This is a genomic window from Bartonella sp. AU16XJBT (assembly GCF_028618665.1).
In the GTDB taxonomy this organism is placed as follows: domain Bacteria; phylum Pseudomonadota; class Alphaproteobacteria; order Rhizobiales; family Rhizobiaceae; genus Bartonella.
Genome location: NZ_JAQITF010000005.1, coordinates 19,885 through 41,734 on the forward strand (window position 1 = coordinate 19,885; position 21,850 = coordinate 41,734).

16 protein-coding genes are annotated in these 21,850 nt (G+C 37.3%); 7 read left to right on the plus strand and 9 right to left on the minus strand.

From position 1 onward, the window contains the following. Positions 1 to 449: 449 nt before the first annotated feature. Positions 450 to 1,274 carry an outer membrane protein gene (locus PVV66_RS04230; RefSeq protein ID WP_273717639.1) on the plus strand — a complete coding sequence of 275 codons (825 nt, stop codon included), beginning with the start codon at positions 450 to 452 and terminating at the stop codon, positions 1,272 to 1,274. 1,413 nt (positions 1,275 to 2,687) lie between these two features. Here PVV66_RS04230 and PVV66_RS04235 read toward each other — a convergent pair. The 5 genes from PVV66_RS04235 to PVV66_RS04255 all read right to left on the minus strand — a co-directional run bounded on the left by PVV66_RS04235 (position 2,688) and on the right by PVV66_RS04255 (position 11,195). Continuing rightward, a complete protein-coding gene (locus PVV66_RS04235; protein WP_273717638.1) occupies positions 2,688 to 3,578 on the minus strand; it encodes a metallophosphoesterase in 891 nt (296 codons plus the stop codon). A 785-nt stretch (positions 3,579 to 4,363) separates the two neighbouring features. Next, positions 4,364 to 6,460, minus strand: coding sequence for a glutamine amidotransferase (locus tag PVV66_RS04240; RefSeq protein WP_273717637.1), 2,097 nt, complete (start codon positions 6,458 to 6,460; stop codon positions 4,364 to 4,366). Further along, complete coding sequence (locus PVV66_RS04245) at positions 6,457 to 9,255, minus strand: DUF4159 domain-containing protein (protein WP_273717636.1); 2,799 nt, start codon at positions 9,253 to 9,255, stop codon at positions 6,457 to 6,459. The genes PVV66_RS04240 and PVV66_RS04245 overlap by 4 nt, the downstream gene beginning before the upstream one ends. After that, a complete protein-coding gene (locus tag PVV66_RS04250) occupies positions 9,252 to 10,163 on the minus strand; it encodes a DUF58 domain-containing protein (RefSeq protein ID WP_273717635.1) in 912 nt (303 codons plus the stop codon). The genes PVV66_RS04245 and PVV66_RS04250 overlap by 4 nt, the downstream gene beginning before the upstream one ends. Continuing rightward, complete coding sequence (locus PVV66_RS04255) at positions 10,164 to 11,195, minus strand: MoxR family ATPase (RefSeq protein WP_273717634.1); 1,032 nt, start codon at positions 11,193 to 11,195, stop codon at positions 10,164 to 10,166. A gap of 248 nt (positions 11,196 to 11,443) precedes the next feature. Between PVV66_RS04255 and PVV66_RS04260 the strand changes: the two genes are divergently transcribed. Next, the gene (locus PVV66_RS04260) at positions 11,444 to 12,697 is read left to right on the plus strand and encodes a CCA tRNA nucleotidyltransferase (protein WP_273717633.1); all 1,254 of its coding nucleotides are present in this window, start codon (positions 11,444 to 11,446) and stop codon (positions 12,695 to 12,697) included. 738 nt (positions 12,698 to 13,435) lie between these two features. Here PVV66_RS04260 and PVV66_RS04265 read toward each other — a convergent pair. Further along, positions 13,436 to 13,912 carry a tRNA (cytidine(34)-2'-O)-methyltransferase gene (locus PVV66_RS04265; RefSeq protein ID WP_273717696.1) on the minus strand — a complete coding sequence of 159 codons (477 nt, stop codon included), beginning with the start codon at positions 13,910 to 13,912 and terminating at the stop codon, positions 13,436 to 13,438. Between the two features lie 590 nt (positions 13,913 to 14,502). On the opposite strand from PVV66_RS04265, the gene petA reads away from it, so the two are divergent. The 4 genes from petA (at position 14,503) to PVV66_RS04285 (ending at position 17,741) form a co-directional block, all read left to right on the plus strand. Next, positions 14,503 to 15,051: a ubiquinol-cytochrome c reductase iron-sulfur subunit gene (gene petA / locus PVV66_RS04270; RefSeq protein WP_273717632.1), complete on the plus strand. Its 549-nt coding sequence runs from the start codon at positions 14,503 to 14,505 to the stop codon at positions 15,049 to 15,051. Positions 15,052 to 15,055: 4 nt separating this feature from the next. Continuing rightward, a complete protein-coding gene (locus tag PVV66_RS04275; protein ID WP_273717631.1) occupies positions 15,056 to 16,312 on the plus strand; it encodes a cytochrome b N-terminal domain-containing protein in 1,257 nt (418 codons plus the stop codon). Then, complete coding sequence (locus tag PVV66_RS04280; protein WP_273717630.1) at positions 16,306 to 17,190, plus strand: cytochrome c1; 885 nt, start codon at positions 16,306 to 16,308, stop codon at positions 17,188 to 17,190. Before PVV66_RS04275 ends, PVV66_RS04280 begins: the two co-directional genes overlap by 7 nt. Positions 17,191 to 17,300: 110 nt before the next feature. Further along, the gene (locus PVV66_RS04285) at positions 17,301 to 17,741 is read left to right on the plus strand and encodes a PRC-barrel domain-containing protein (RefSeq protein WP_273717629.1); all 441 of its coding nucleotides are present in this window, start codon (positions 17,301 to 17,303) and stop codon (positions 17,739 to 17,741) included. 152 nt (positions 17,742 to 17,893) lie between these two features. Here PVV66_RS04285 and ychF read toward each other — a convergent pair whose 3' ends face one another. After that, positions 17,894 to 18,997 (minus strand): redox-regulated ATPase YchF, encoded by a 1,104-nt coding sequence (gene ychF / locus PVV66_RS04290; protein WP_273717628.1) that lies wholly within the window; start codon positions 18,995 to 18,997, stop codon positions 17,894 to 17,896. 253 nt (positions 18,998 to 19,250) lie between these two features. On the opposite strand from ychF, the gene PVV66_RS04295 reads away from it, so the two are divergent. Next, positions 19,251 to 19,991, plus strand: coding sequence for a L,D-transpeptidase (locus PVV66_RS04295; RefSeq protein ID WP_273717627.1), 741 nt, complete (start codon positions 19,251 to 19,253; stop codon positions 19,989 to 19,991). 405 nt (positions 19,992 to 20,396) lie between these two features. Here the strand turns inward: PVV66_RS04295 and pth are convergent, their stop codons facing one another. Both pth and PVV66_RS04305 read right to left on the minus strand, forming a co-directional pair. Then, the gene (gene pth / locus PVV66_RS04300) at positions 20,397 to 20,978 is read right to left on the minus strand and encodes an aminoacyl-tRNA hydrolase (protein WP_273717626.1); all 582 of its coding nucleotides are present in this window, start codon (positions 20,976 to 20,978) and stop codon (positions 20,397 to 20,399) included. A gap of 75 nt (positions 20,979 to 21,053) precedes the next feature. Next, entirely contained in the window at positions 21,054 to 21,683 is a 630-nt protein-coding gene (locus PVV66_RS04305) for a 50S ribosomal protein L25/general stress protein Ctc (RefSeq protein WP_273717625.1), read from the minus strand. Positions 21,684 to 21,850: the final 167 nt, after the last annotated feature.

Genomic DNA, 21,850 nt, shown 5'->3' on the forward strand with positions numbered 1-21,850 from the left:
AGATACACTGATGAATTGAGAAATCTTCAACACAAGAATATGGGAAAGAGTGTTTTTTATCACGCAGCTTTAGATAAAAACTTATAGAGGGAGTGGCTATATATGATTTCTTATAACACTAATATTACGAAGATATTTTAATTAGATAAGACAAAAACTTTTGTTGATTATCTCTCTCATTTTTTCAAAAAATTGATATTATAATTATTTATACAATGCTCGCTAATAATAAAAAATATGAAAATATAAAAGATAATATAGAGTAATAATTAATGTAAAATTAATAATATTTAAAAGTTTTATAATATATTTATTAATAAACTATTTTTATTTTTTAATGTAAACTTTAATTTTTTATAACTGTGTCATTTTTGTTATAGATTTTTTGCAAAAAGTGTGAAACGATTTACTATTATTTATGTATCACATTAGCTTTTAGGGGAGCAATTATGATTACAAAGTATTTAGTCTCAACATCTATCTTTTCTTTAATTTCAATTTCTGTATTACAGGCAGGAGATGTCGTTGTTCGTGAGCAGCCTGTTTCTGTTATTACAGCACCTGCTTTTTCTTGGACAGGGTTTTATCTTGGAGGACAGATTGGCAATTTTTCAGGTAAAACAACTGCAAGTTATTTAAAGGCTGCTGGAAAATGGGAGCGAGTTCCAAAAGAAAATTTACCTAAACTTTCTGGTTTTATAGGGGGGATTTATGCAGGTTCCAATATTGATATCGATAATGGTCTTATTATAGGTATTGATACGGATATTATGTGGTCTGATAAAAAGAATGCGAAGGATATTCCTATACCCCAAAAAAAACAAACTGGAGAAACATCAAAATCTTCAGAAAGAACAAGTCTAACAAGAGATTCTCATGAGGAGGAATCTCCAGCGTTGCTTATTGAGGCTATACGTCATACTTTAAAACAAAAATGGTCTGGTGCTACGCGGGTGAAAGTTGGTTTTGCGATTGAGCGTATGATGCCCTATGTTTCTGGAGGGGTTGCTTATACGCAGCTTCAGAATATTTTTGCGTCAATAGCTGATAGCAAAAGTAGAGCAATTGATCTTTCTGATTTATTGCATGATGAGAAAAAGACCATGATTGGTTATACCCTTGGAGGGGGTGTTGATTTTGCAATGACTGATAATGTCATTGTGCGTGCAGAATATCGTTATTCAGATTTTGGCAAGAAGAAGTTCGTACAGGATAAATATGAAATAGGCTACAAGACAAATGATTTCCGCGTGGGTGTAGCTTATAAATTTTAATTTTTTGCAGAATTAAACGGTTTAAAAGTCTCATTTTCAAATGAGGCTTTTATTTTTTAATAGGTACAGGAAAATATTCCTGCACTCAGAAGGAATGCTGTTTTATTTGAACAATAGTTTGATTTATAAAGATAATTCACTATTTATGTGGAATGAGAATTACGAATATCATAAGATTTTCTCATTTCAAATCTATTCTATGTTGAAACAATCAAAACCATGTCTTTTGCACGTCAAAAGTCGGGAGAGCCGTGAGGATAAAAAACATTAAAGAAAGAAAAAATGCCTCTAATGAACCGTCTTAAGTACCGAGAGCCATTGCAATATTGGGGGAAAAGAGTGTAATGGTAGCGATTTTCTCCCTCATAAACGTAAAAACATAGTGTTCAATGGATTTTACCATTAATCCATTCATGGGTTGCCGTCGTGAAATGAGCTTAAGTAGCAAAGATGCTTATTTAAAACAAACGTGTAAATTGGCAACCCAATGGCATTCTATCGTATTTGAAAAGCCTCTCATACAATCGACTTTTCTATTTTACGCTATCATAAAATATTTTATTTAATAACAAAAAATTTCTTTTAAAGCGCGTTAAAATTACATCAGCATCATAACTCAATAATAATGAAAATTCATATTATAATTTTTTATTATTATTGGATATTTTATGCTTTATTATAAATAATAATACAGAGTAATACAATAATTATAAAATACTTTATAGGAAAAATAGATAGAAAATTAATAATTTATCGTGACATAAAAAACATTATTATCTATGTCTATTATTGAAATAGAGTCTATTATTTTTCATAAATTCTTCAAATTTACGATAATAACTGTCGAGTATAAAAGTAGGGGATCATTTCAAATTTATTTATCATAAATCAATCAACATCATTTGTTTATGAATTACAAGGGGATGGATTATTGAAATTATATGTTTTAGTTATTATTGGGCTTTTTATCGTCATTGATATTGAGGTATAGAAGCTAAATAAGCTTCTCTATTATCCTATAAAATATCATTAAGTGGTATGAGGATTTTGCGTATGAGATGCTTTGGTGGGAGGGGTAAAGCAAGGTTTGTAGAAATTTGTGAAGTAAATCGCATACACAATCGGCAGAGGAAACCCGTACGAAAAGAATCCGGATTATTGATAGATCAGATAGGATAGAAATTTTCGTCCTTGAGAATGGGAAGGACGTAAACCAATGAATTTGTAAAGTTAGTCACATCAGTGGGCAAGCCAATGGAGCTTTTCTGAGAGAAATTGATTTATCGACAAAAGAAGGGTAAACTTTGTCTTGTTAAGAAGAGAAGGGCAATAAAATTATGATTTACAAAGGGATATGAAGTAAAAATATTTTCGCTTTAGATTGTTTGGGTAACGTTGGAAGTGTTTAAGCATTTAAAGATTAATTGTTTCAGTACAGGCGATCTCGTTTTGGGGGTTGATAATGCTATAACGTTGCAACTGACAGTGCCATTGTTTTTGTAAGCGGTCAATGGAAAATAAATTAAAGCCTGCGGGTGGTTTTTTATCACCAAAAGCTTGTGATGCGGAAGGAACACCAACAATAGGGATTTTTTTAATTGGTCCTTCAATGTATTTTAAAGTGGGTAAATGAGTATGTCCGTGAAGAATAAGTTCGCAACCGTGACGTTTTATAACGTCTAGAAAACGTTTTATATCCCGTAATTTTTTATGCCAAGACGTTGCCTTGGGAAAAGGAGGATGATGGATCATGACGACACGAAAAAGGTTGCGCTGTGCTGCTTCATTTAAAAGGTGCGGTAACGTTTGCGCTTGCATTTTACCAAAATAACCAGAAGCTTGAAAAGGAGGTGTCGCAATGGCTGAAGAAGCAGCTATGATGGCGACATCTTCGCGAATGCGCATATAAGGAAAAGGAAAGGCGCTTTTTTGAGGCACATCACCTGTGATCCAAGGTTTAAAGAGAGTACATGCTTTTTGCAAGGCTCCACGGACATAGGCATCATGATTGCCAAATGTCAAAGAAATATCTTGAGGTTGTCCCAAGTTAAGGAGCCAACGACGGGCTTGTTCAAATTCCTTATCGAGAGCAAGGTTCACAAGATCACCAGAGATCACAAGATGATCAGGCTTTTTTTTGTTCAAGGCATCTATTAAAGTTTCAAGAACATTTGTTGCCATTTGACTCTTACGTTTTTTTTGCCAATTCAGATAACCGGTAAGACGCTTTCCAGAAAGTTCAAAAAGGGAAGGTTTTGGGAGAGGGGAAAGATGTACATCCGATATATGGGCAAGATAAAACATAAAAGCTCGTAGAGTATTAAAGGCGATTTAAAGAATAAACATAAGGTAAGTTAGTGCTTAAAGGCAAGAAGGATTGTAAAATGAAAAGTTGAAAATATGAGAAAATTTTGAGGAGAATTGGTGTTGTATTATCTTTTTTATGAAAAAGGACAGCGTAATACAACAGATCATTCCTAGCAACCGATATGTCTTTTGTATGATGGGATAAACTTTAAAATGATGGTCATAAAGTTTCAAGATTTTTAAACGGCTTTTATACGACCACACATTATCATAAAAAATCTTATCACTCAGTGTAACATGCAAAAGAATGTATTGTATTTATCAGAAATTTTTATGGTTTTGCACTGCCATATATCACTTTTATGGGAGATGTTTTTACGCAAAACAAAAACACCTCACGAGGAATATTCCCAAAAGAATATCTCAAACAAAATATCATTTTTACCTTTATACAAGGAGCTAACTAAAACCATTATACGATTCGATCCCAATTTTATAAAAATCCTTGCCTTAAGAGGATTCATAAGAGACATCTCATTCTCTTTTTCAATGGTTTTTATCTATATGGCGCCCCTTCTAATGATATGCAAGAGAATGATTTTAATTGATTTAATATGGAAAGGATTACAAATAAGGAAAATCCTCCTGAGAATAATAACGCAATATGAAAAAATGATAAATTACTCATTATAAGTTAATGTTTTGTCTAATTGTAAAAAACAAGTCAATATATAAAAATATAAGCTTAATTTTAAAACTACTCTACGAAATTTCAGGACTCTTTAACGACCTTCACGATACCACATGCTGCTTAACAATAAAAGGCAAATAAGCAGTGCCAAAAAACCAGAAAATACCGAAAAATAAAAGGTATTGATTAAACGAGTTTCTGTCGCTTCTTTCAAAATAATTGAATGTGCTGGGGAAGATGACAAGTTTATTTTTGATTGAATCAGCTGGAAAGGAGGAAGATGAATGTTTACTTTTCCTTCAGAGTGTAACCGTCCAATGTAGCCACCAGAGTGCTTAATAATGGGGGCTAATTTTTCTTGTGTTGAAATTAAGTCAAACAATTCAAGATTATCGAGCATTCCTACAGAAGACAGTATTGTTAGATCGCCATTTTTGATAGTAAAAATCCCAGTTTCATCAGTGGCTACAGTTGCGGTGAAGAGACCTTCTTTCTCTTTAGTAAGGATGATCTTTTGTTTTTTTCCAGAAGGAAAAGTTATTTCAGCGGGTTCTGGATGATCTTTGAGAGTTTGGCGGCGAATTGTTAAATGATGATGGCTGCTGGTCGCGCTTAATTTTTCTTCCTCAAGTTCCGGTTCTTTCATGAGCCAATGGGCAATTCGACGATAAAGAGCCGCATAAGGACCACCACCTTCAAAACCTCGTGCCCAAAGCCAACTTTCATCGGAAAGCAACATGCCTACACGCCCTTTATCAACATGGGAAAGAAGTAAAAGTGGTTGTTCATCGGCGCCTTTCATGAGAGCAATTCCGTTGTTACTATTTTGAATAGCAATTTGTCGCAGCCATCGCCCCCATTGAGAAGCTGGAAGGTTAAGCGTTGCAAGATCCCTTGTTACAGGATGGCGCTCACCCTCTCTGGTTAATGCGGGACGAAAAGGTTTTTCAAGAATAGCTCCATTAGGCAATGCCGGTAGAACGCTTATTAAAGGTGTTTTCGCAAGTGAGTTTTTTTGGGTGAATTCAGGTCCTGTTACCATCAGCAATGCACCACCCTTTTGTACGTATTGGGCGATATAATCATAATAGATTAAAGGCAGAACAGAAGAGTGTTGGTAACCATCAAGGATGATGAGATCAAAGTTATTAATCTCTTCAACAAAGAGTTTTCTTGTGGGAAAGACCACTAAGGATAATTGGCTTAAAGGCGTATTATCTGCTTTGGTGGGGGGACGCAAAATCGTAAAGTGAACAAGATCAATATTGGAGTCACCTTTTAAAAGATCACGCCATGTCCGTTCTCCATTATAAGGGGCCCCTGAAATAAGAAGAACGCGCAAATTTTCTCTGATTCCTTCAATGGTTGTTATGGCGCGGTTGTTTTCAAAGCTTAGTTCACCTTTGTAAGGTTCAGTTGTTGCTTGGATAATATTTTTTTCAGCATGGGGAAGGGTAATTTCAGTTTCAAAAATAATACCAGGCGTTACAGAATAATGGCCAACTTCTTGCCCATTAACGCTAAGTGTAATATTGGCTTTCTGGGGTATTGTTTCTTGGGGGGCTCCTTGATCTTCTACCAAAATGGAGAGCTTTTGTGGTTTATTGACAAGAGCAAAGCGTGGAGGAGAAATAAACTTGATTTGACGATCAAATTCATCCGAACGCCCTGTGATCAAAGCATTCAGAGGTGCTTCATGATGAAGATCTGATAGGTCTGGAATGTCATGCACTTGTCCATCAGTGATAAAAATGGTTCCTGCATAACGAGAGGGCGGTACATCAGAAAGTGCTTGTGTTAAAGCATCAAACAACTTCGTTGAGGGAGCATATTGATTATCAGCAAGTTTTCCAGCTTCAATAAAACGTGGTTCAAATTGTGGATAATGCGCCAATGTTTTGATTAATTGCGCGCGCGCTTCATCACTGTCGTTTATCCGTGCTCCAAAAGTTTGGCTTTTGCTGCGATCAATAACAATACCTACTGTGCTTTTCAGGGGTTCGCGCTGTTCTTTGATAATCATTGGATTGAGCAAAGCAAGAATGAGAGCGCTCAATGTCATCAGACGAAATAAAGACCCTTGACGCCGTGTAACGAGACCAACAACGACAAAAAGAATGGATATTCCGCTTAACAGTAGAATCCAAAAGAGCGGTAAAAAAGGCTGAAAAGTGAACAGTGGTATCATTGCCTTCTTTCTCTTTTAAAGCGTTCTAAGAGCGCTGGAACATGAACTTGGTCCGCTTTATAGTTTCCAGTAAGCACATAAAGGACAATATTGAGTCCTGCACGAAATGCCCATAGACGTTGCATTGGATCATTGGGAACAAGGGGATATTTCCATGACCCTTTTTCATCGAGTGCCCAAGCACCAGCAAAGTTATTTGCGGTGATAAGCAGGGAACTTACATTATCGCCGCTAGCAAGGGAATTTTTATTTTTTTTGTTCGTTGATGAGGATTCAACCCATAAAGGTGAACCACGGTAGAGACCAGGAAAATCTGGCATAATATAAAAAGAACGCGCAACAACATGATCTGTTGATGCGGGCTCAATAGAGGGAATGTTTAATCCTTTTAAGATGGTTCGTAATCTTTGCGTTTCTGGAGTAGTATCTCCTTCAAGATTAAGATTGCTCTTTATCTGATCCCGCGTGTCAAATAAAATGGTTCCCCCATGCTTCATAAAGTTATTTATTTTTTCAAGGGTTTTGGGGGTTAGTATAGGGCTCTTAACATCAATGGGCCAGTAAATAAGAGGATAAAAGGAGAGTTCATCTTTATCGAGATCAAGTGCTGTAACAGAGCCGGGAGTAAGCATTGTGCGCTCTGCGATAAATTGGCTTAAGGCTTCTAGACCACTTTTACTTGTTGTATCAATTTCATGATTGTTAGTTATAACGTAGGCAAGATGTGTTGCACCAGCGGCCTCTACACTATCATGATGGTTTTCTGTCGTTTGTGCATGAAGCCTTGGATCATATGAAAACAGGGCAATTAGAATGATAAGAGGGAGGAGAAACATATTACGCCGTTTATTAAAAGAAAAAATACCTCCCATCCATAAAATGAGAAAATTATCAAAGGCAAATAATAAGAGGGCAAATCCTAAAAGAGGACCGATAAGATTTTTTTCTTTTGTATTATAAGATAAAGGGCTCTTATGAAGAGAAGTTGGCAATGATGATTGTTTTATCAAGCGTGATGTATCAGTTAAGAGATTGAGTGCATAAAAATCGTTTTTGACCCCATAAAGTCCTGGAGGCGTATGATAGGAAGGATGGGGTGGATTTTGAGCGTCAAAGACCAGTGGAACAACATCAGAGGGTGGTATTTGTAATCGTCCGTCAGCGGCTATAGTTCGCCAAGGATTTTGTACCGTTGTTCTTTTTTCTCTGTGTGTTAGATTTGCGTTTTCGTAAGCCCCGAATGTGATTAATTTTTGCAACATTTGTGCAAAAAAGCCAGAAAGAGGAAGATTAGACCATGTAGGGTCAGGGGCAATATGAATGAGAATGAGGGTTCCTTTACCACGTTTTGCTGCGGTAATAAGAGGAGTTCCATCCGAAAGGCTAAGCCACGTTTTTTCAAAAAGATCTGGGTTTGGTTCTGCGAGGATTTGGCGCGAGACAGTGACGTCTTCTGGAAAAGGAAGATCAAAGAAAAAACTATTTTTTGCAAAAGGGGCAAGCTTTTGTGGTTTCGTCCAAGACATAATACTTCCAAGGGAACGTTGCCCATGACGCAGCGGTACTGGAAGGAGACTGTCGTAATGTTCTGCACTACTGAGTTTTTCTCCTGCAAAGCGGATGAGTGTTCCCCCTTTATTCACAAAATCAGAAAGCTTTTTTTCTGCTTTTTCAGGGATATTAACCATGTCACCCATAATGAAAACAGATGGATTTTGTTTAAGCAAATGATCAATATCCGTTGAAAGTTCTCTTCCAGTGGAAGTTATAAGCTGTGTATGATCTCGTAATGCTTTGATAATATAATAAAATGGAGAAAGTAAAGGCTGTGCCATTTCATTGGTATCGGGGGAGAGAAGAGCAACACGGCTCACTCTGTTATGGCTGTCTACTAAAAAAGTTGCAGCAGCATGGTTTTGGTTATTGATTTTTATCCAAGCGATATCATTGCGTAGTTCAAGGGGGACATCAAAAGGAACAAGTGCTGTTGTTTCACCTTCAGAGAATTTTTTTGTAAATTGACCGAGAAGTTGATTGTTTGAATCGTAAAGACTCAGCGTAGCGGGTGTTGTGCCGTGTGTTGTTGAGCGAATAATACGCGCGACCATATTTCCATCGTTATTTTCTATGGATGTTATGCCGGTTAAATCGGAAATATCAGCCAAATACCATAAGAAGTTTTTAGGTTTTAATTCTTCAAGCAGAGCAAAAGTTTGCTTATCTTCATTTGTTTGTAATCCATCACTTAAATAAGCAATATCAAGAAGTTTTCCTTTGTTTATTTTACTAAGTTTTTTTAAGGAATGCACACGGTTGACAGGCCACGGACGCGGTTGCAAATGCATTAAATGCTTCTTTATAATCTTTGCTGGTTGGGATTCTACATTGGAGATATCATTTTCAGCCGTTGCAACAAGATAAATATTTTTTTGCTGTTTTTCTGCTTGTGCAAGGAGTTTTTCAGCAATAGAGATGCGTTTTTTCCATTCTTTTACAGATGCCCAACCATTATCAATAATGAGTGCAAGGGAGTGAGATCCAGAAAAGCTAATTGGTTTTTGATTCAAAGTGGGGCGGGCTAGAGCTATGATAACAAGTGCAGCTATGGTTAAACGCAACAAGAGTAACCACCACGGGGTATGTTTTGCTTCTTTCTGCTGATGAGTTGGTTTGGGTAAAAAACGGAAAGGCGGAAAGAGCTCTTGACGCGGAGATGGAGGGGTTATCCGCAACAGCCACCAAATGATCGGTAGAAACAAGAGCCCTAGTAACAGAAAGGGAGCAGCAAAACTCAAAGTGCCCTCCTTTTTTGCAATGAAGAGTCACTCATTGTATTTGAAAGATGCAAAATGGTTTCTGTTAAAGGTTGATCCGTTGTACTCACGTGATAAGACCACCCTTGGCGTGCGCAAAAATTGACCAATTCTTTTCGCCGTGCTTGATATAGCTTACAATAGCTCTTACGAAGATTTTCGGCTTTTCCAAAAATGTGTTTTTCTTTCGTTTCAGGATCAAAAAATTCTGTATGACCTGTGTAGGGAAAACTTTCTTCTGCAGGATCAGCGATTTCAATTAAATGAGCTGTCACTTGTTTTGTCAATAAAACGTTTAAATGTTGGATGATTTTTTCAGGATGATCGAGAAAATCACTCATTATAATGGCATGTGAAAAGCGTGTAATCGTTGAGAAATCCGGAAATGAATTTTTATCTGAATAATCTTCTAAAGCAAAGGCTATTCGTTCCACGACATTGGATGTCATTGTGGGAGGCATTAAGTTGGGAATAGCAATATGTTCACCGCTGCGTGCAAGAAGTGATGCCAAGGCAAGGGTCAGAATGATGGCATGATTGCCTTTAGAGATTTTAGAAAAGCGTGAACAGTAATGCATCGATGCGCTCTGATCAGGCCAAAGCCAAACGGTTTGTGTCATTTGCCATTCGTGCTCGCGTAGATACGTATTTTCATCACGCGCTGAGCGGCGCCAATCAATGCGGGTAATGGATTCGCCTTCCATATAGGGACGAAATTGCCAAAAATTTTCTCCATTACCGCGTTTGCGTTGCTCATGCCAGCCGGTTATCAGTGTATTGGCAATATGACGTGCTTGTAAAAGGAAATATGGCATTTTGCCAGTATCCTTATACAGCTCTTTTGCCAGCGACAATCGAGGCTTTTGTAAAACTTTTTTGCCAAGTGCCATTCAAAGAGCATCTTTCACAAGGTTATTGATAATATCTTTTACGGTTATATCTTCAGCACGAGCAGAAAAATTAAGGGCCATGCGGTGTTGTAATACGGGATAGGCTAATGCTTCAACATCATCAAGTGAGGGGGCTAAACGCCCATAATAAAGAGCACGAGCGCGAACACAAAGTGAAAGGGCTTGTGATGCGCGCGGTCCAGGTCCCCAAGAAACATAAGTATTGGCAAGGCTGTTGTCTTTATCAGGGCGGGCTGAGCGGACAATTTTTAAAATAGCTTCGATCACGTTTTCTGAAAGAGGCATTTTGCGAACGATATTTTGAATTTTTTGCAATTTTTGGGCGGATAAAATTGCTTTTGCATTTGATTTTTTTTCTTGTGTTGTTTCTAAAATGATCCGTCGCTCTGTTGTAAGATCAGGATAGTCAATATCAATTTGCATCAAAAAGCGATCTAGTTGAGCCTCGGGAAGTGGATAGGTCCCTTCTTGTTCGAGAGGATTTTGCGTTGCAAGAACGTGAAAAGGTTGAGGCAAATCATAACGAGTACCTGCAACGGTTACGTGATATTCCTGCATAGCCTGTAAAAGAGCTGACTGCGTGCGTGGAGAGGCACGATTGATTTCATCGGCCATGAGAAGTTGCGTAAAAATGGGACCTTGAACGTAGCGAAAAGAACGTTTTCCCTCTTTATCTGAATCCATAATTTCAGAACCGATAATGTCCGATGGCATTAAGTCTGGGGTAAATTGGATACGTTTTTCATCAAGCCCTAAAACGGTTCCCAATGTTTCCACAAGACGTGTTTTTGCAAGCCCTGGAGCGCCGACAAGAAGAGCATGACCACCAGCAAAAATAGCCGTTAAAGCATATTCAATGACATGACTTTGCCCAAAAATAACTTTGTCAATTTCTTGTTGTATAATATCTAATTCTTTGTGTGCTGCATCAATATCCTCAATAATGACTTGGGCTTCATGCTTGGTATTAACCTTTTTCACAGAATTAGATGCTGGATCATGGTGACTCATATTTTTTCCTTAAGGCGTTTGTCGCAAAAATAGTAATTTTCTCTGCATGATAATGGACATTTTATTGTTTGTAACAGAAAATGAGAAGAAAAGAAGCATCATAAGGCGTTTTTTTCATAAGTCGTATATAGAAGAGAAAAATTTCTTTGAAAGAAAGAGGCATGTTTTATAAGGGATGTCTTAAAAATTTTGTTTTATGAAGAGAGTTTCTGAAAGCAATGAAGACAACTTTTTTGAAAGGTTAAAGGGTGAATATAAGGCAGAACTTCAAACAGGTTGCGTGGTTACAACAAAGGGATATCCAAACACTTCTTCGTGTTTTATCTTTAGAGGGGGAAGAGGCGCGTATCGTGGGGGGAGCGGTGCGCAATCAACTATTAGGGCAGCCTATTAGTGATATTGATATTGCGACAACTTGCTTACCGCAACAGATTATCACGCGTGTAGAAGAAGCAGGATTTAAAGCTATTCCTACAGGGATTGCGTTTGGTACAATCACAGTGGTTGCGCATTCATGTGCTTATGAGGTCACAACACTTCGCAGTGATATTGAAACAGATGGTCGTCATGCAAAAGTGGCATTTGGTCGTGATTGGAAAAAAGATGCTGAACGGCGTGATTTTACGATAAATGCCCTTTATTGTGATGCTGCTGGCAACCTTTATGATGATGTAGGAGGCTTGAGCGATATTGCGAGCCGAACGGTTCGTTTTATTGGTGTTGCAGAAAATCGTATTAGCGAAGATTATTTGCGTATTTTACGATTTTTTCGCTTTTTTGCGTGGTATGGAGCGGGACGACCTGATGGGCAAGGATTGAAGGCATGTGTTCGTTTAAAGCACGGTTTAAAAAAACTTTCTTCTGAGCGTATTTGGGCAGAAATGAAAAAGCTTCTTTTGGCTTTAGACCCAACACGTGCTCTTTTATGGATGCGACAAAGCAGAATTTTGTCACTCATTTTTCCTGAAACAGAAAAATGGGGCATTGATGCAATTCACGCATTGGTGAAAACAGAACAGACACTTGGTTGGAAAGTTGATCCATTTTTACGGCTGGAAAGTCTTCTTCCTCCTGATCCTATACGTCTTCATAAAATGGCACAGCGCTTGCGTTTTTCTCATAAGGAAACCACACGATTAAAGGAATGGGCAGAATTAGAAATAATAAAACAAAACTGTCCTGATCATTTTGTGCAAAAACTGATTTATTTTCATGGACGACAGCCGGTTTTAGATCAATTATCCTTATCTATCGCTGCATCACATGTCGCGACCCTAGAAAAAGGGGATTCTTTGCAAAAAACAGAAGATTATCTCAAACTTTATCAGCTTGTTCAAAAATGGCAGATTCCAACTTTTCCTATTAATGGTAACGACTTAATAAAAAAAGGTTTTTCAAAAGGTATTCTTTTAGGAAAAAAACTTAAAGAACTAGAAATGATATGGGTTGAAAGTGGATTTTTAATGGATCGTTATGCATTATTAGAAAAAATTGATTTATAATATGGCTGTTTATAAATGCACGGCTGTTTTTATTTTTTAAGTTAAGACACTTAATTTATAATAATTTGTCATTATTCATGTGAAATTAAGAGTACCGAATATTGTAAGATTATTTCAAATCTGTTCATATTACATCAATCAAAATTATTACCTTATACGTCACAAGCAAGGGAGGTCGTGTGAGGAAAAATGATTATAGGGAGGAAGAATGCCTCTTATGAACCATATTAAAGTAAGGGGGAAATTTTTTGAACAGACAAAGAGAATAATAATAACGGTTTATTCTTTGTATGAGCATAAAGAGGGAAATGTTCCATGGTTTTTACTATGAGAGGGATTTAATCATTCACAGGTGGTGATATGAAATGGATGTAATCAGCACTAAGAAACGTTTATTTTAATCAAGTGTATGAATGAGCAATACAATGGCGTTTACTGCTTTGTGATAAAGTGACCTTAATTAAAGAGTTCTTTTTATTTTTCTTTTAGTCATCTTATTTTATAGCTGTTTATTTTATCAGCCCTTGATTATTGGAAATGGCGGGCATTATACGCTTTAACTGTATTTATAGGATAGCTTATGCATTGTTAGAGGCTTTATTCAAAAAGTATCGTTGAAAAGTATCTGCTTTTAAGATTTATAAAATTCTTGAAAGATGAGTTTTTTCTCCTTATTTGAGAACCAGAGTTCATACATTTTGATTATTCTATTAAAGCTTTGATAGAATTGTTGTGTTTTTATAGATTACAGTTTCTTTCATGATAACCAATTTGGCGCAGGGCTTCCCCTGTTGTTATGGCTACACTCATGGCAAGATTGAGAGAGCGGGCCTGTGGTTGCATGGGAATTTTCAATGTGTAATCGGCAGATTCATGAACATAATCGGGAGCTCCAGCTGATTCACGACCAAAAAGTAAAACATCATTTTTTTGATAGCATATCTGCGTGTAGCATGTTTTTGCTTTTGTACTTAAAAGCAACAGACGGCGGTTAAAGTGTTTCATGGAGCTTATAAAATGTTGCCAATCAATGTGTCGTTCTAAGGAAGCATATTCGAGATAATCCAATCCTGCACGTTTGAGATTACGATCTGACAGATTAAAGCCTGCGGGTTCAATAATGTGCACATGTAAACCAAAACAAGCACTAAGACGTAAAATTGTTCCAGTATTACCAGCAATATCAGGTTGGAAAAGAGCTATATGAAGTGTCATGTTCTCTGTAATATGATTTTTTTCAACTTTGTAAAGAAGTGCCGTCATTTATTCGAAAAAATTTTTTGAGAAATATATGTTTTTACATTTAGTTTGTATGACCTTTAAGTTTAAGGGAAAAAGTTACGGATAAAGATTTGTTTGAGATAAGAGAAAATCTCTTGATTGATGATTTCCTTTGATTGAGCAATACATGAAATGAATTGGCTTATTATGGTGAAAAGTAGGATATTTAATGAGGTTGGATCATTCATTTTGACTGAGATGTGACCATAACAAGAAAGTTTTTTCTTTAAAGAGTGTTTATTTACATGTTCTATCCATTTTTATCAGGCAAGAGAAGGGTTTTGATTGATTGAATAGGAACAGAGATTTGAAATACAAGACACTTACGGTATTTTGGTTTCTTATTCACTCTGTAAAACGATTAATTATCATTAAACTAGATTTTTGTATCAATCATACAAATGGTATAAGTTTTCTACAAAGATATTTTATGGGTTAAGACAATGGATTGATCCGTCATTGTACAAGGGGTGAGGGTATGATAAAAGGACGTTTTTGAAAAGTGTCTCTTTGAAGTTAAGGTAATGGGTAAGCAGACGAGGCGGGATTTTCTGTTTTTGGTAACAGCTGTTGCAGGAGCAGTTGGCATGGGAGTTGTTACGTGGCCTTTTATCCGTCAGTTGCGCCCAGATGAGGCTGTTTTGGCATCTTCTTCTGTTGAGGTTGACCTTTCTGGTATTGAAGAGGGGATGTCGGTAACGGTAAAGTGGCGAGGACAGCCTGTTGTTATTCGAAACCGTACGGCAAAAGAAATTGCTGATGCGCGCGCTGTGAGTTTGAGTCTTCTAAAAGATCGTCAAGCGCGCAATCCTAATCTTGAAGGTGAAAAAGAAGCGACAGATTTTGCACGTTCAGCAGGCAAAGGGCGTGAAAATTGGCTTATTGTCATTAATCTTTGTACGCATTTAGGCTGTGTAACGCTTGGGCAATCAGGTAAGTTTGGAGGGTGGTTGTGTCCGTGTCATGGATCTGTTTATGACACCGCTGGAAGAGTGCGCTCAGGTCCAGCGAACTATAATTTAGCTATTCCACCTTACCAATTTCTCTCTGATACTTTGCTCAAAATAGGATAAGGTTATGACAAGGTTTCCTCCTTATTGTCCTAAAAGCGCTCTTGCCCGTTGGTTTGATAAGCGTTTTCCTCTTCCTCGTTTTTTTTATAATGCATTTGTGATTTTTCCTGTTCCGCGTAATCTTAATTACTTTTATACATTTGGCGGCATTTTGACCATTATGCTTTTATCACAGCTCTTGACGGGTCTTGTCTTGGCGATGCATTATGTTCCAGATGTTCATTTGGCTTTTGAAACGGGTGAACGATTTCGGCGTGAGGGGCAGTTTGGATGGCTTTTTCGTCCATGGCATAGTGTAGGCTCTTCATTTTTTTTTATTGCCGTTTATATCCATTTGGCGCGCGGACTTTATTATGGTTCTTATAAAAATATGCGAGAGATGGTATGGGTTACAGGGATTTTTATTTATATCATCATGATGGCAATTGCTTTTTTTGGTTATGTGCTTGTTTGGGGGATGATGTCTATTTCAGCCGCTTCAGTGATTGCAGGACTTTTAAAAACGATACCTTTGGTGGGGACATGGTTGCATGAGACACTTCTTGGTGGTTATGGCGTAGAGCAACCAACATTGAATCGTTTTTATGTTTTCCATTATGTTTTATCATTTGTTTTGCTTCTTTTTGTGGGGCTTCATATTTGGGCGATCCACTGTGTGGGGCAAGGAAATCCAACGGGTCTTGCGATACAATCAGAGAAAGAAACGATACCGTTTTCGCCTTATGCGTTTATCAAAGATATTTTTGCCATTACTGTTTTTCTGATCTTTTTTTCTTGGTTTTTGTTTTATATGCCCGATTATATGGGGCAAGCCGAAAATTATAGCGTAGCTGATCCTTTAAAGGCGCCGCTTCGTGTGGTTCCAGAATGGTATTTCTTGCCTTTTTATGCGATGCTGCGTGCTATAACTTTTGATATTGGTATTTTTTCTTCAACTTTTGTGGGCTTTGTTCTCTTCGTCAGTTCGATTCTCGTGTTAATGTTTGTTCCATGGTTAGATCGTTCTAAAATATGTTCGGCAAGATATCGCCCTGTTTATAAAATTTTCTTTTGGGCGTTTGTTATTGATGTCATTTTTCTTGGTTGGCTGGGGTCAAGAGAAATAAGTGACAGAATTCTTTTATGGACGCAATTGGCTACGGTTTATTATTTTATATTCTTTTTGGTTATTTTGCCGATTTTGCCTAGATTTGAAAAAAGTCGTTCTCTTCCTTCTTCAATTATGCAAGATCTGAAACAGAAAAAAACGAGACTATGGTAAATGTTCTTATTGGACTGATTGTTATGATTGCTATGAGCTTTTCTGCTCAGAGTTTGGCGAGTGATATCTCTGATCAAGGGGAGGAATTTATTTCTTTCCCTTTACGGATTCCTAAAAAACAAGAATGGAGTTTTTCAGGGCCATTTGGGTTTTATGATAAGGCGCAATTGCAGCGTGGGTTAAAGGTTTATAAACAAGTTTGTTCCAGCTGCCATGGGTTAAAATATGTGGCTTTTCGCCATTTAAAAGCTCTCGGGTATGATCAAGAACAGATTAAAGCTTTGGCAGCACAATATGAAGTGCGCGATGGTCCTAATCGAGAAGGAAAAAATTTTAAACGTCCTGGGGTCGCAACGGATTATTTTCCTTCTCCCTTTACGCAGGAAGAAGAAGCAAGATTTGCTTTAAATGGTGCCTATCCCCCAGATTTATCATTGATGGCGCGTGCACGTGGTGCCTCTTTGCCGTTTCCTGCTTTAATTACTGATGTCTTGACTCATTATGATACAGCGGGTCCAGATTATATTACAGCTCTTTTAACAGGATATCAGGAAGCGCCAAAGGAGTTAGAAATTGTGGATGGTTATTGGTATAATCCTTATTTTATTGCCAGTAATTCTTTAACCATGGCGCCTCCTTTGAGTGATGGTGTCGTTACTTATGAAGATGGTACCCCTCAAACTGTTGAACATTACGCGCGTGATGTTTCTGCTTTTTTGATGTGGGCTGCTGATCCTCATATGGAAATTCGTAAAAAAACAGGTTTTCGTGTTATTTTATTTTTAATCATTTTTGCAGGGCTTGTTTATATTGTAAAAAATCATATTTGGTTTGGTTTAGAGGAAGAAACAAAAGAGGAAGTAAAGAGAAAAGGATAAAGTGACTGCTTTTGAAAGAGTAGAGAGTATAAAAAGCATAAGGAACAATTCTGTTTATGATGCATTGAGGTTTTGTAAAGTAAAAGAAAAGTAAAAACGGAGATGTTAAAATGAAAAAAATTGCATTTACTACTCTTATGTCAATTTTGATGGCTTCTAGTACTTATGCTCAGTCTTTTGAAGTTCCTTCTAAATCTGAAATAATTTCCTCGACGGGTATTGTACAGGTAGGGATCGATAAGTCTGTACGTTATGTGACACCTTTAGCAACGGATTTTGTTGCTTCCAGCCTTATAGGCGCTGATGTCTATAATATAGAAGATGAAAATATTGGTGAAGTAAAAGATATTATTCTACGTGAAAATAATATTGCAGGGTTTGTGATTGCTGTTGGCGGTTTCCTTGGCATAGGGGAGAGTTATGTGGTCGTTTCTCCAGAAACAATCCAGATGACAAATGATTATGGTAAGTGGAAACTTATTACAAATGCGACAAAAGATTCTTTAAAGGACGCACCAACATTTAGATACGAAGGGCATTGGGCACGCTAATTTTATATTTCCATTCTTTAATGGATAAAGAAGTTGCTACCATATTATTATGGTAGCAACAGTTTTTTCTTCAGGAGAACTTTGGGAGTTTTTGTAATAATCTTCCATGGATTCAAAATTTTCAAGATAAAATACTAAAGGAGAATGAAGATTTAAGTATTATGTTTAAATAACATGATATCGCCATCTTGCACAATGTATTCTTTTCCTTCATCGCGTGCTTTGCCTGCTTCTTTGGCACCGCTTTCTCCTCCCAGAGCAATATAATCATTGTAGCTAATGGTTTGGGCACGAATGAAGCCGCGCTCAAAATCTGAGTGAATAACGCCAGCGGCTTGGGGAGCTTTTGTACCACGCGTAATTGTCCATGCTCGTGTTTCCTTAGGTCCGCAGGTGAAGTAAGTAATAAGATCAAGTAAATGGTACCCAGCGCGAATAAGGCGATTTAAACTTGGTTCAAAGAGTCCTAGAGCATTGAGATATTCTGATGCTTCAGCTTCACTCAATTGTGTGATTTCCGCTTCGATAGAAGCAGAAATGATAATGCTTTGCGCATTTTGCTCTGTTGCCATTTTTTCAACTGTTTGGGTAAAGCTATTTCCATGAGCAGTATCATTTTCGCTCACGTTGCAAACATAAAGCACAGGCTTGGAAGTGAGAAGATTCAAATTCTTCAGAATGTGGTGTTCATCTAAAGAGATATCTTTGAGTAATAACCGGACAGGATTTCCCTGTTGTAGGATATTTAATGCTTTTTCCATAACGGGTAGAATTGTGAGAGCTTCTTTGTCTTTTCCAGTTGCTCGTTTACGGATTTGTACGATTCGTCTCTCAAGACTTTCTAGATCTGCCAGCATGAGTTCAGTTTCAACTGTTGTCGCATCAGAAATAGGATCAATACGTCCTTCTACGTGGGTAATATCTTCATTTTGAAAACAGCGTAAAACGTGGATAATGGCATCGACTTCGCGAATATTGGCTAAAAATTTGTTCCCTAAACCTTCGCCTTTTGAAGCACCTCGGACAAGCCCCGCAATATCAACGAAATTAATGCGTGTAGGAATAATTTCTTTTGAACCTGCAATCGATGCAATTTTTTCCATTCGTAAATCTGGGACAGCAACTTCACCGGTATTAGGTTCAATGGTACAAAAAGGATAATTGGCAGCCTGTGCAGTAGCTGTTTTTGTTAATGCATTAAAAAGAGTTGATTTCCCAACATTAGGTAATCCGACAATACCACATTTAAAGCCCATGAGAGTCTTTCTTTTCTGTTGATTTTCTGGACAAGATAAAACTTCTTTTTTATAGCATATTTTCAGAGGAGTTATAGTCTTTGTATTACGATAAGTGAGAAAAAAGTCTACAGCAACGAATAATCTGCTTTTTTACCTTTTAAATTTCTCCTTATTTTAATCATTAAGAAAACTTCGAGTTAATGTTAATAGTGTGCTAAGTTTTTTATGGTACGCAAATCTGTATAAATAATTAATCGGAGAACATAGAAGAGTGTTATCGCGTTGTGCCTTTTTAATTGCAGCACTTTTAGCTTTGGCTGGATGTGCTACACATCAGTCAGATATGTCATCAGCTTCTTTTCAACAAGCTCGATACATTCCACCAGAAATACAGGCTTTGTACGGTCCTGTAACGAATGAAACTTATCCGTTACCTGCTGTTGATCTTGCGACAATTGACCCAAAGTTTTGGCGACAAGAAGTGATTTATTATACATCTTATCCACCTGGAACGTTGGTTATCGATACGCAAGAATGTTTTCTTTACCTTATTGGTGAAAATGGAAAGGCTTTACGCTATGGAATTGGCGTCGGTAAGGAAGGCCTAGCATTTGAAGGTGAAGGGGTTGTACAGCGCAAGCGTCGGTGGCCAAATTGGGTTCCTACTGCCGCCATGATGGCTCGAGAACCAGAACGTTATGGTCATTTGGGGAAAGGAATGTCACCAGGACCCGATAATCCATTGGGCGCACGAGCACTTTATCTTTTCAAAAATGGGAAAGATACACTTTTCCGTATTCATGGCTCACATGAATCTTGGTCAATTGGTCGTGCTATTTCAAGCGGGTGTATCCGTTTGCTCAATCAAGATATTATTGATCTTTATGATCGTGTTCCTGTTGGTTCACGCGTCGTGGTATTGCAAAACAATAGGAGTGTGTCTACAGTTTACAGCCAACAATCAAATGACTACGATCCGCTACAGTCAACCATTCAACCAAATGATTTTTAATTTTAGGGAGAAGATTGGAAAGAGCTATTTGAGTATTTTGGTTTGCTATCCAATCTTCTCTTTCTCCAAAAAGAGTGTGTAGACCTCTCTTTTTCAAAAGGTATGTACAAATATCATTATTCTATTTGCCAGCTTTTCATGTTGCCCCAACAGGATTTTCCGTTGAGAAGATTTATAAAAAGCATTTTTCTTTCTTTTTTTGAGAGTTTTTATCCGTATAACTGATCAACTTTTGAGGTGTAGGACAATGGTTTTGATAGTTTCATTATCAATAGTTTTGAAATGAATCTTATGATATTGGGCGTTTTTATTCAGCTTACAAAACAATTAATTTTTATAAATCAACATGTTATATAAAGTCTCTATAGAGAAGGGTTGATTTTTTCCGATAAGAAAAATAAGCGATTAGGGTAAGTTCTTGTTTTTTATCGTTTGTGAAACTTCATTCATAAAGAGAGATTTGTCACCTTTTAGGAGGAGAGCAATATTTTTTGCAAGTGCATCTAAGAGAGGGGGTAACCATTCTTGATCAGATTTGGTAAAATTTCCAAGAACATGCTGATGAACAAGTTCTTTGCTTCCAGGATGACCAATCCCTATGCGTATACGACAATAGTCAGTACCACAATGGGCATCAATAGACTTAATGCCATTATGCCCATTATTTCCTCCACCAATTTTTATACGAACTTTTCCAGGTGACAGGTCTAACTCATCATAAATGATGATCAAATTCTTCAGATCTAATTTATAAAATCGCAAAGCTTCACCAATAGCTTGACCAGAAAGATTCATGAAAGTTTGTGGTTTTATAAGAAGAATTTTCTCATTATTTATGAAACCATTGGAGATTTCTGCTTGAAACTTCTTCGACCATGAAGAAAAAGAGAAGGACTGATAAATGGCATCAATAGCCATAAAACCGATATTATGGCGGTTATTTTGATATTGTAAACCAGGATTGCCAAGACCAGCAATAAGCCACATGTGTATCTTCAGTCAAAATATGAGTAAGGTAATGTCTCATAAATTAAGGCGGAAAGGATTCCCGCCTTTTGAGTTTTATGAAGTTTGCGTGTTCTCTTCATCATTTTCTTGTTCAGAAGTTTCATCGCTGACATCCATACCAGCAGGAGCTGCAATGGTTGCAATGGTAAAATCTCGATCTTGAATGATGGGAGTCACATCTTTTGGCAGTTGCACTGCTGAAATGTGAATAGAATCACCAATAGAGTAGCTGGAGAGATCAATTTCAATAGCTTCAGGAATAGCACTTGCTGGAGCAGTACATTCAATTTCGTGCCGGACAATATTGAGAACACCACCCTTTTTAAGTCCAGGTGCTGTATCTTCATTGAGGAAGTGGACAGGAATATTCACTTCTACAACGGATTTTGCTGAAATGCGTAAGAAATCGACATGCAAGGGAAAGTCACGCACAGGATCTAATTGATAATCTTTTGGCAAGACCATAATTTTTTGCTTGTCGAGAACAATCGTTGCAATGGTGGTACGAAAGCCACCGGCGTGGATTTTGTAGAAAATTTCTTTATAGGGAACTGTTATTGCCAAAGGAGGTTGTTTTTCACCATAAATGACAGCAGGAATAAGACCGTTGCGGCGAAGTTCACGGGAGGACCCCTTACCAACCCGCTCGCGTTTTTCGGCCTTAAGAGTGTAACTTTTACTCATAATTTAAGTCCTTTTTACATGATTGGAGATCCTTCAAAAACAATAACAGTTTTTGCATGGATATGAAGATATGCGCTGATAAGCAGCGATTGCTCCATTCTACGTTGCCTCCAAGGGTGTCTACGTAGAAGCTTGTTCTATAATTCAAACTATTCATAGATGCAAGA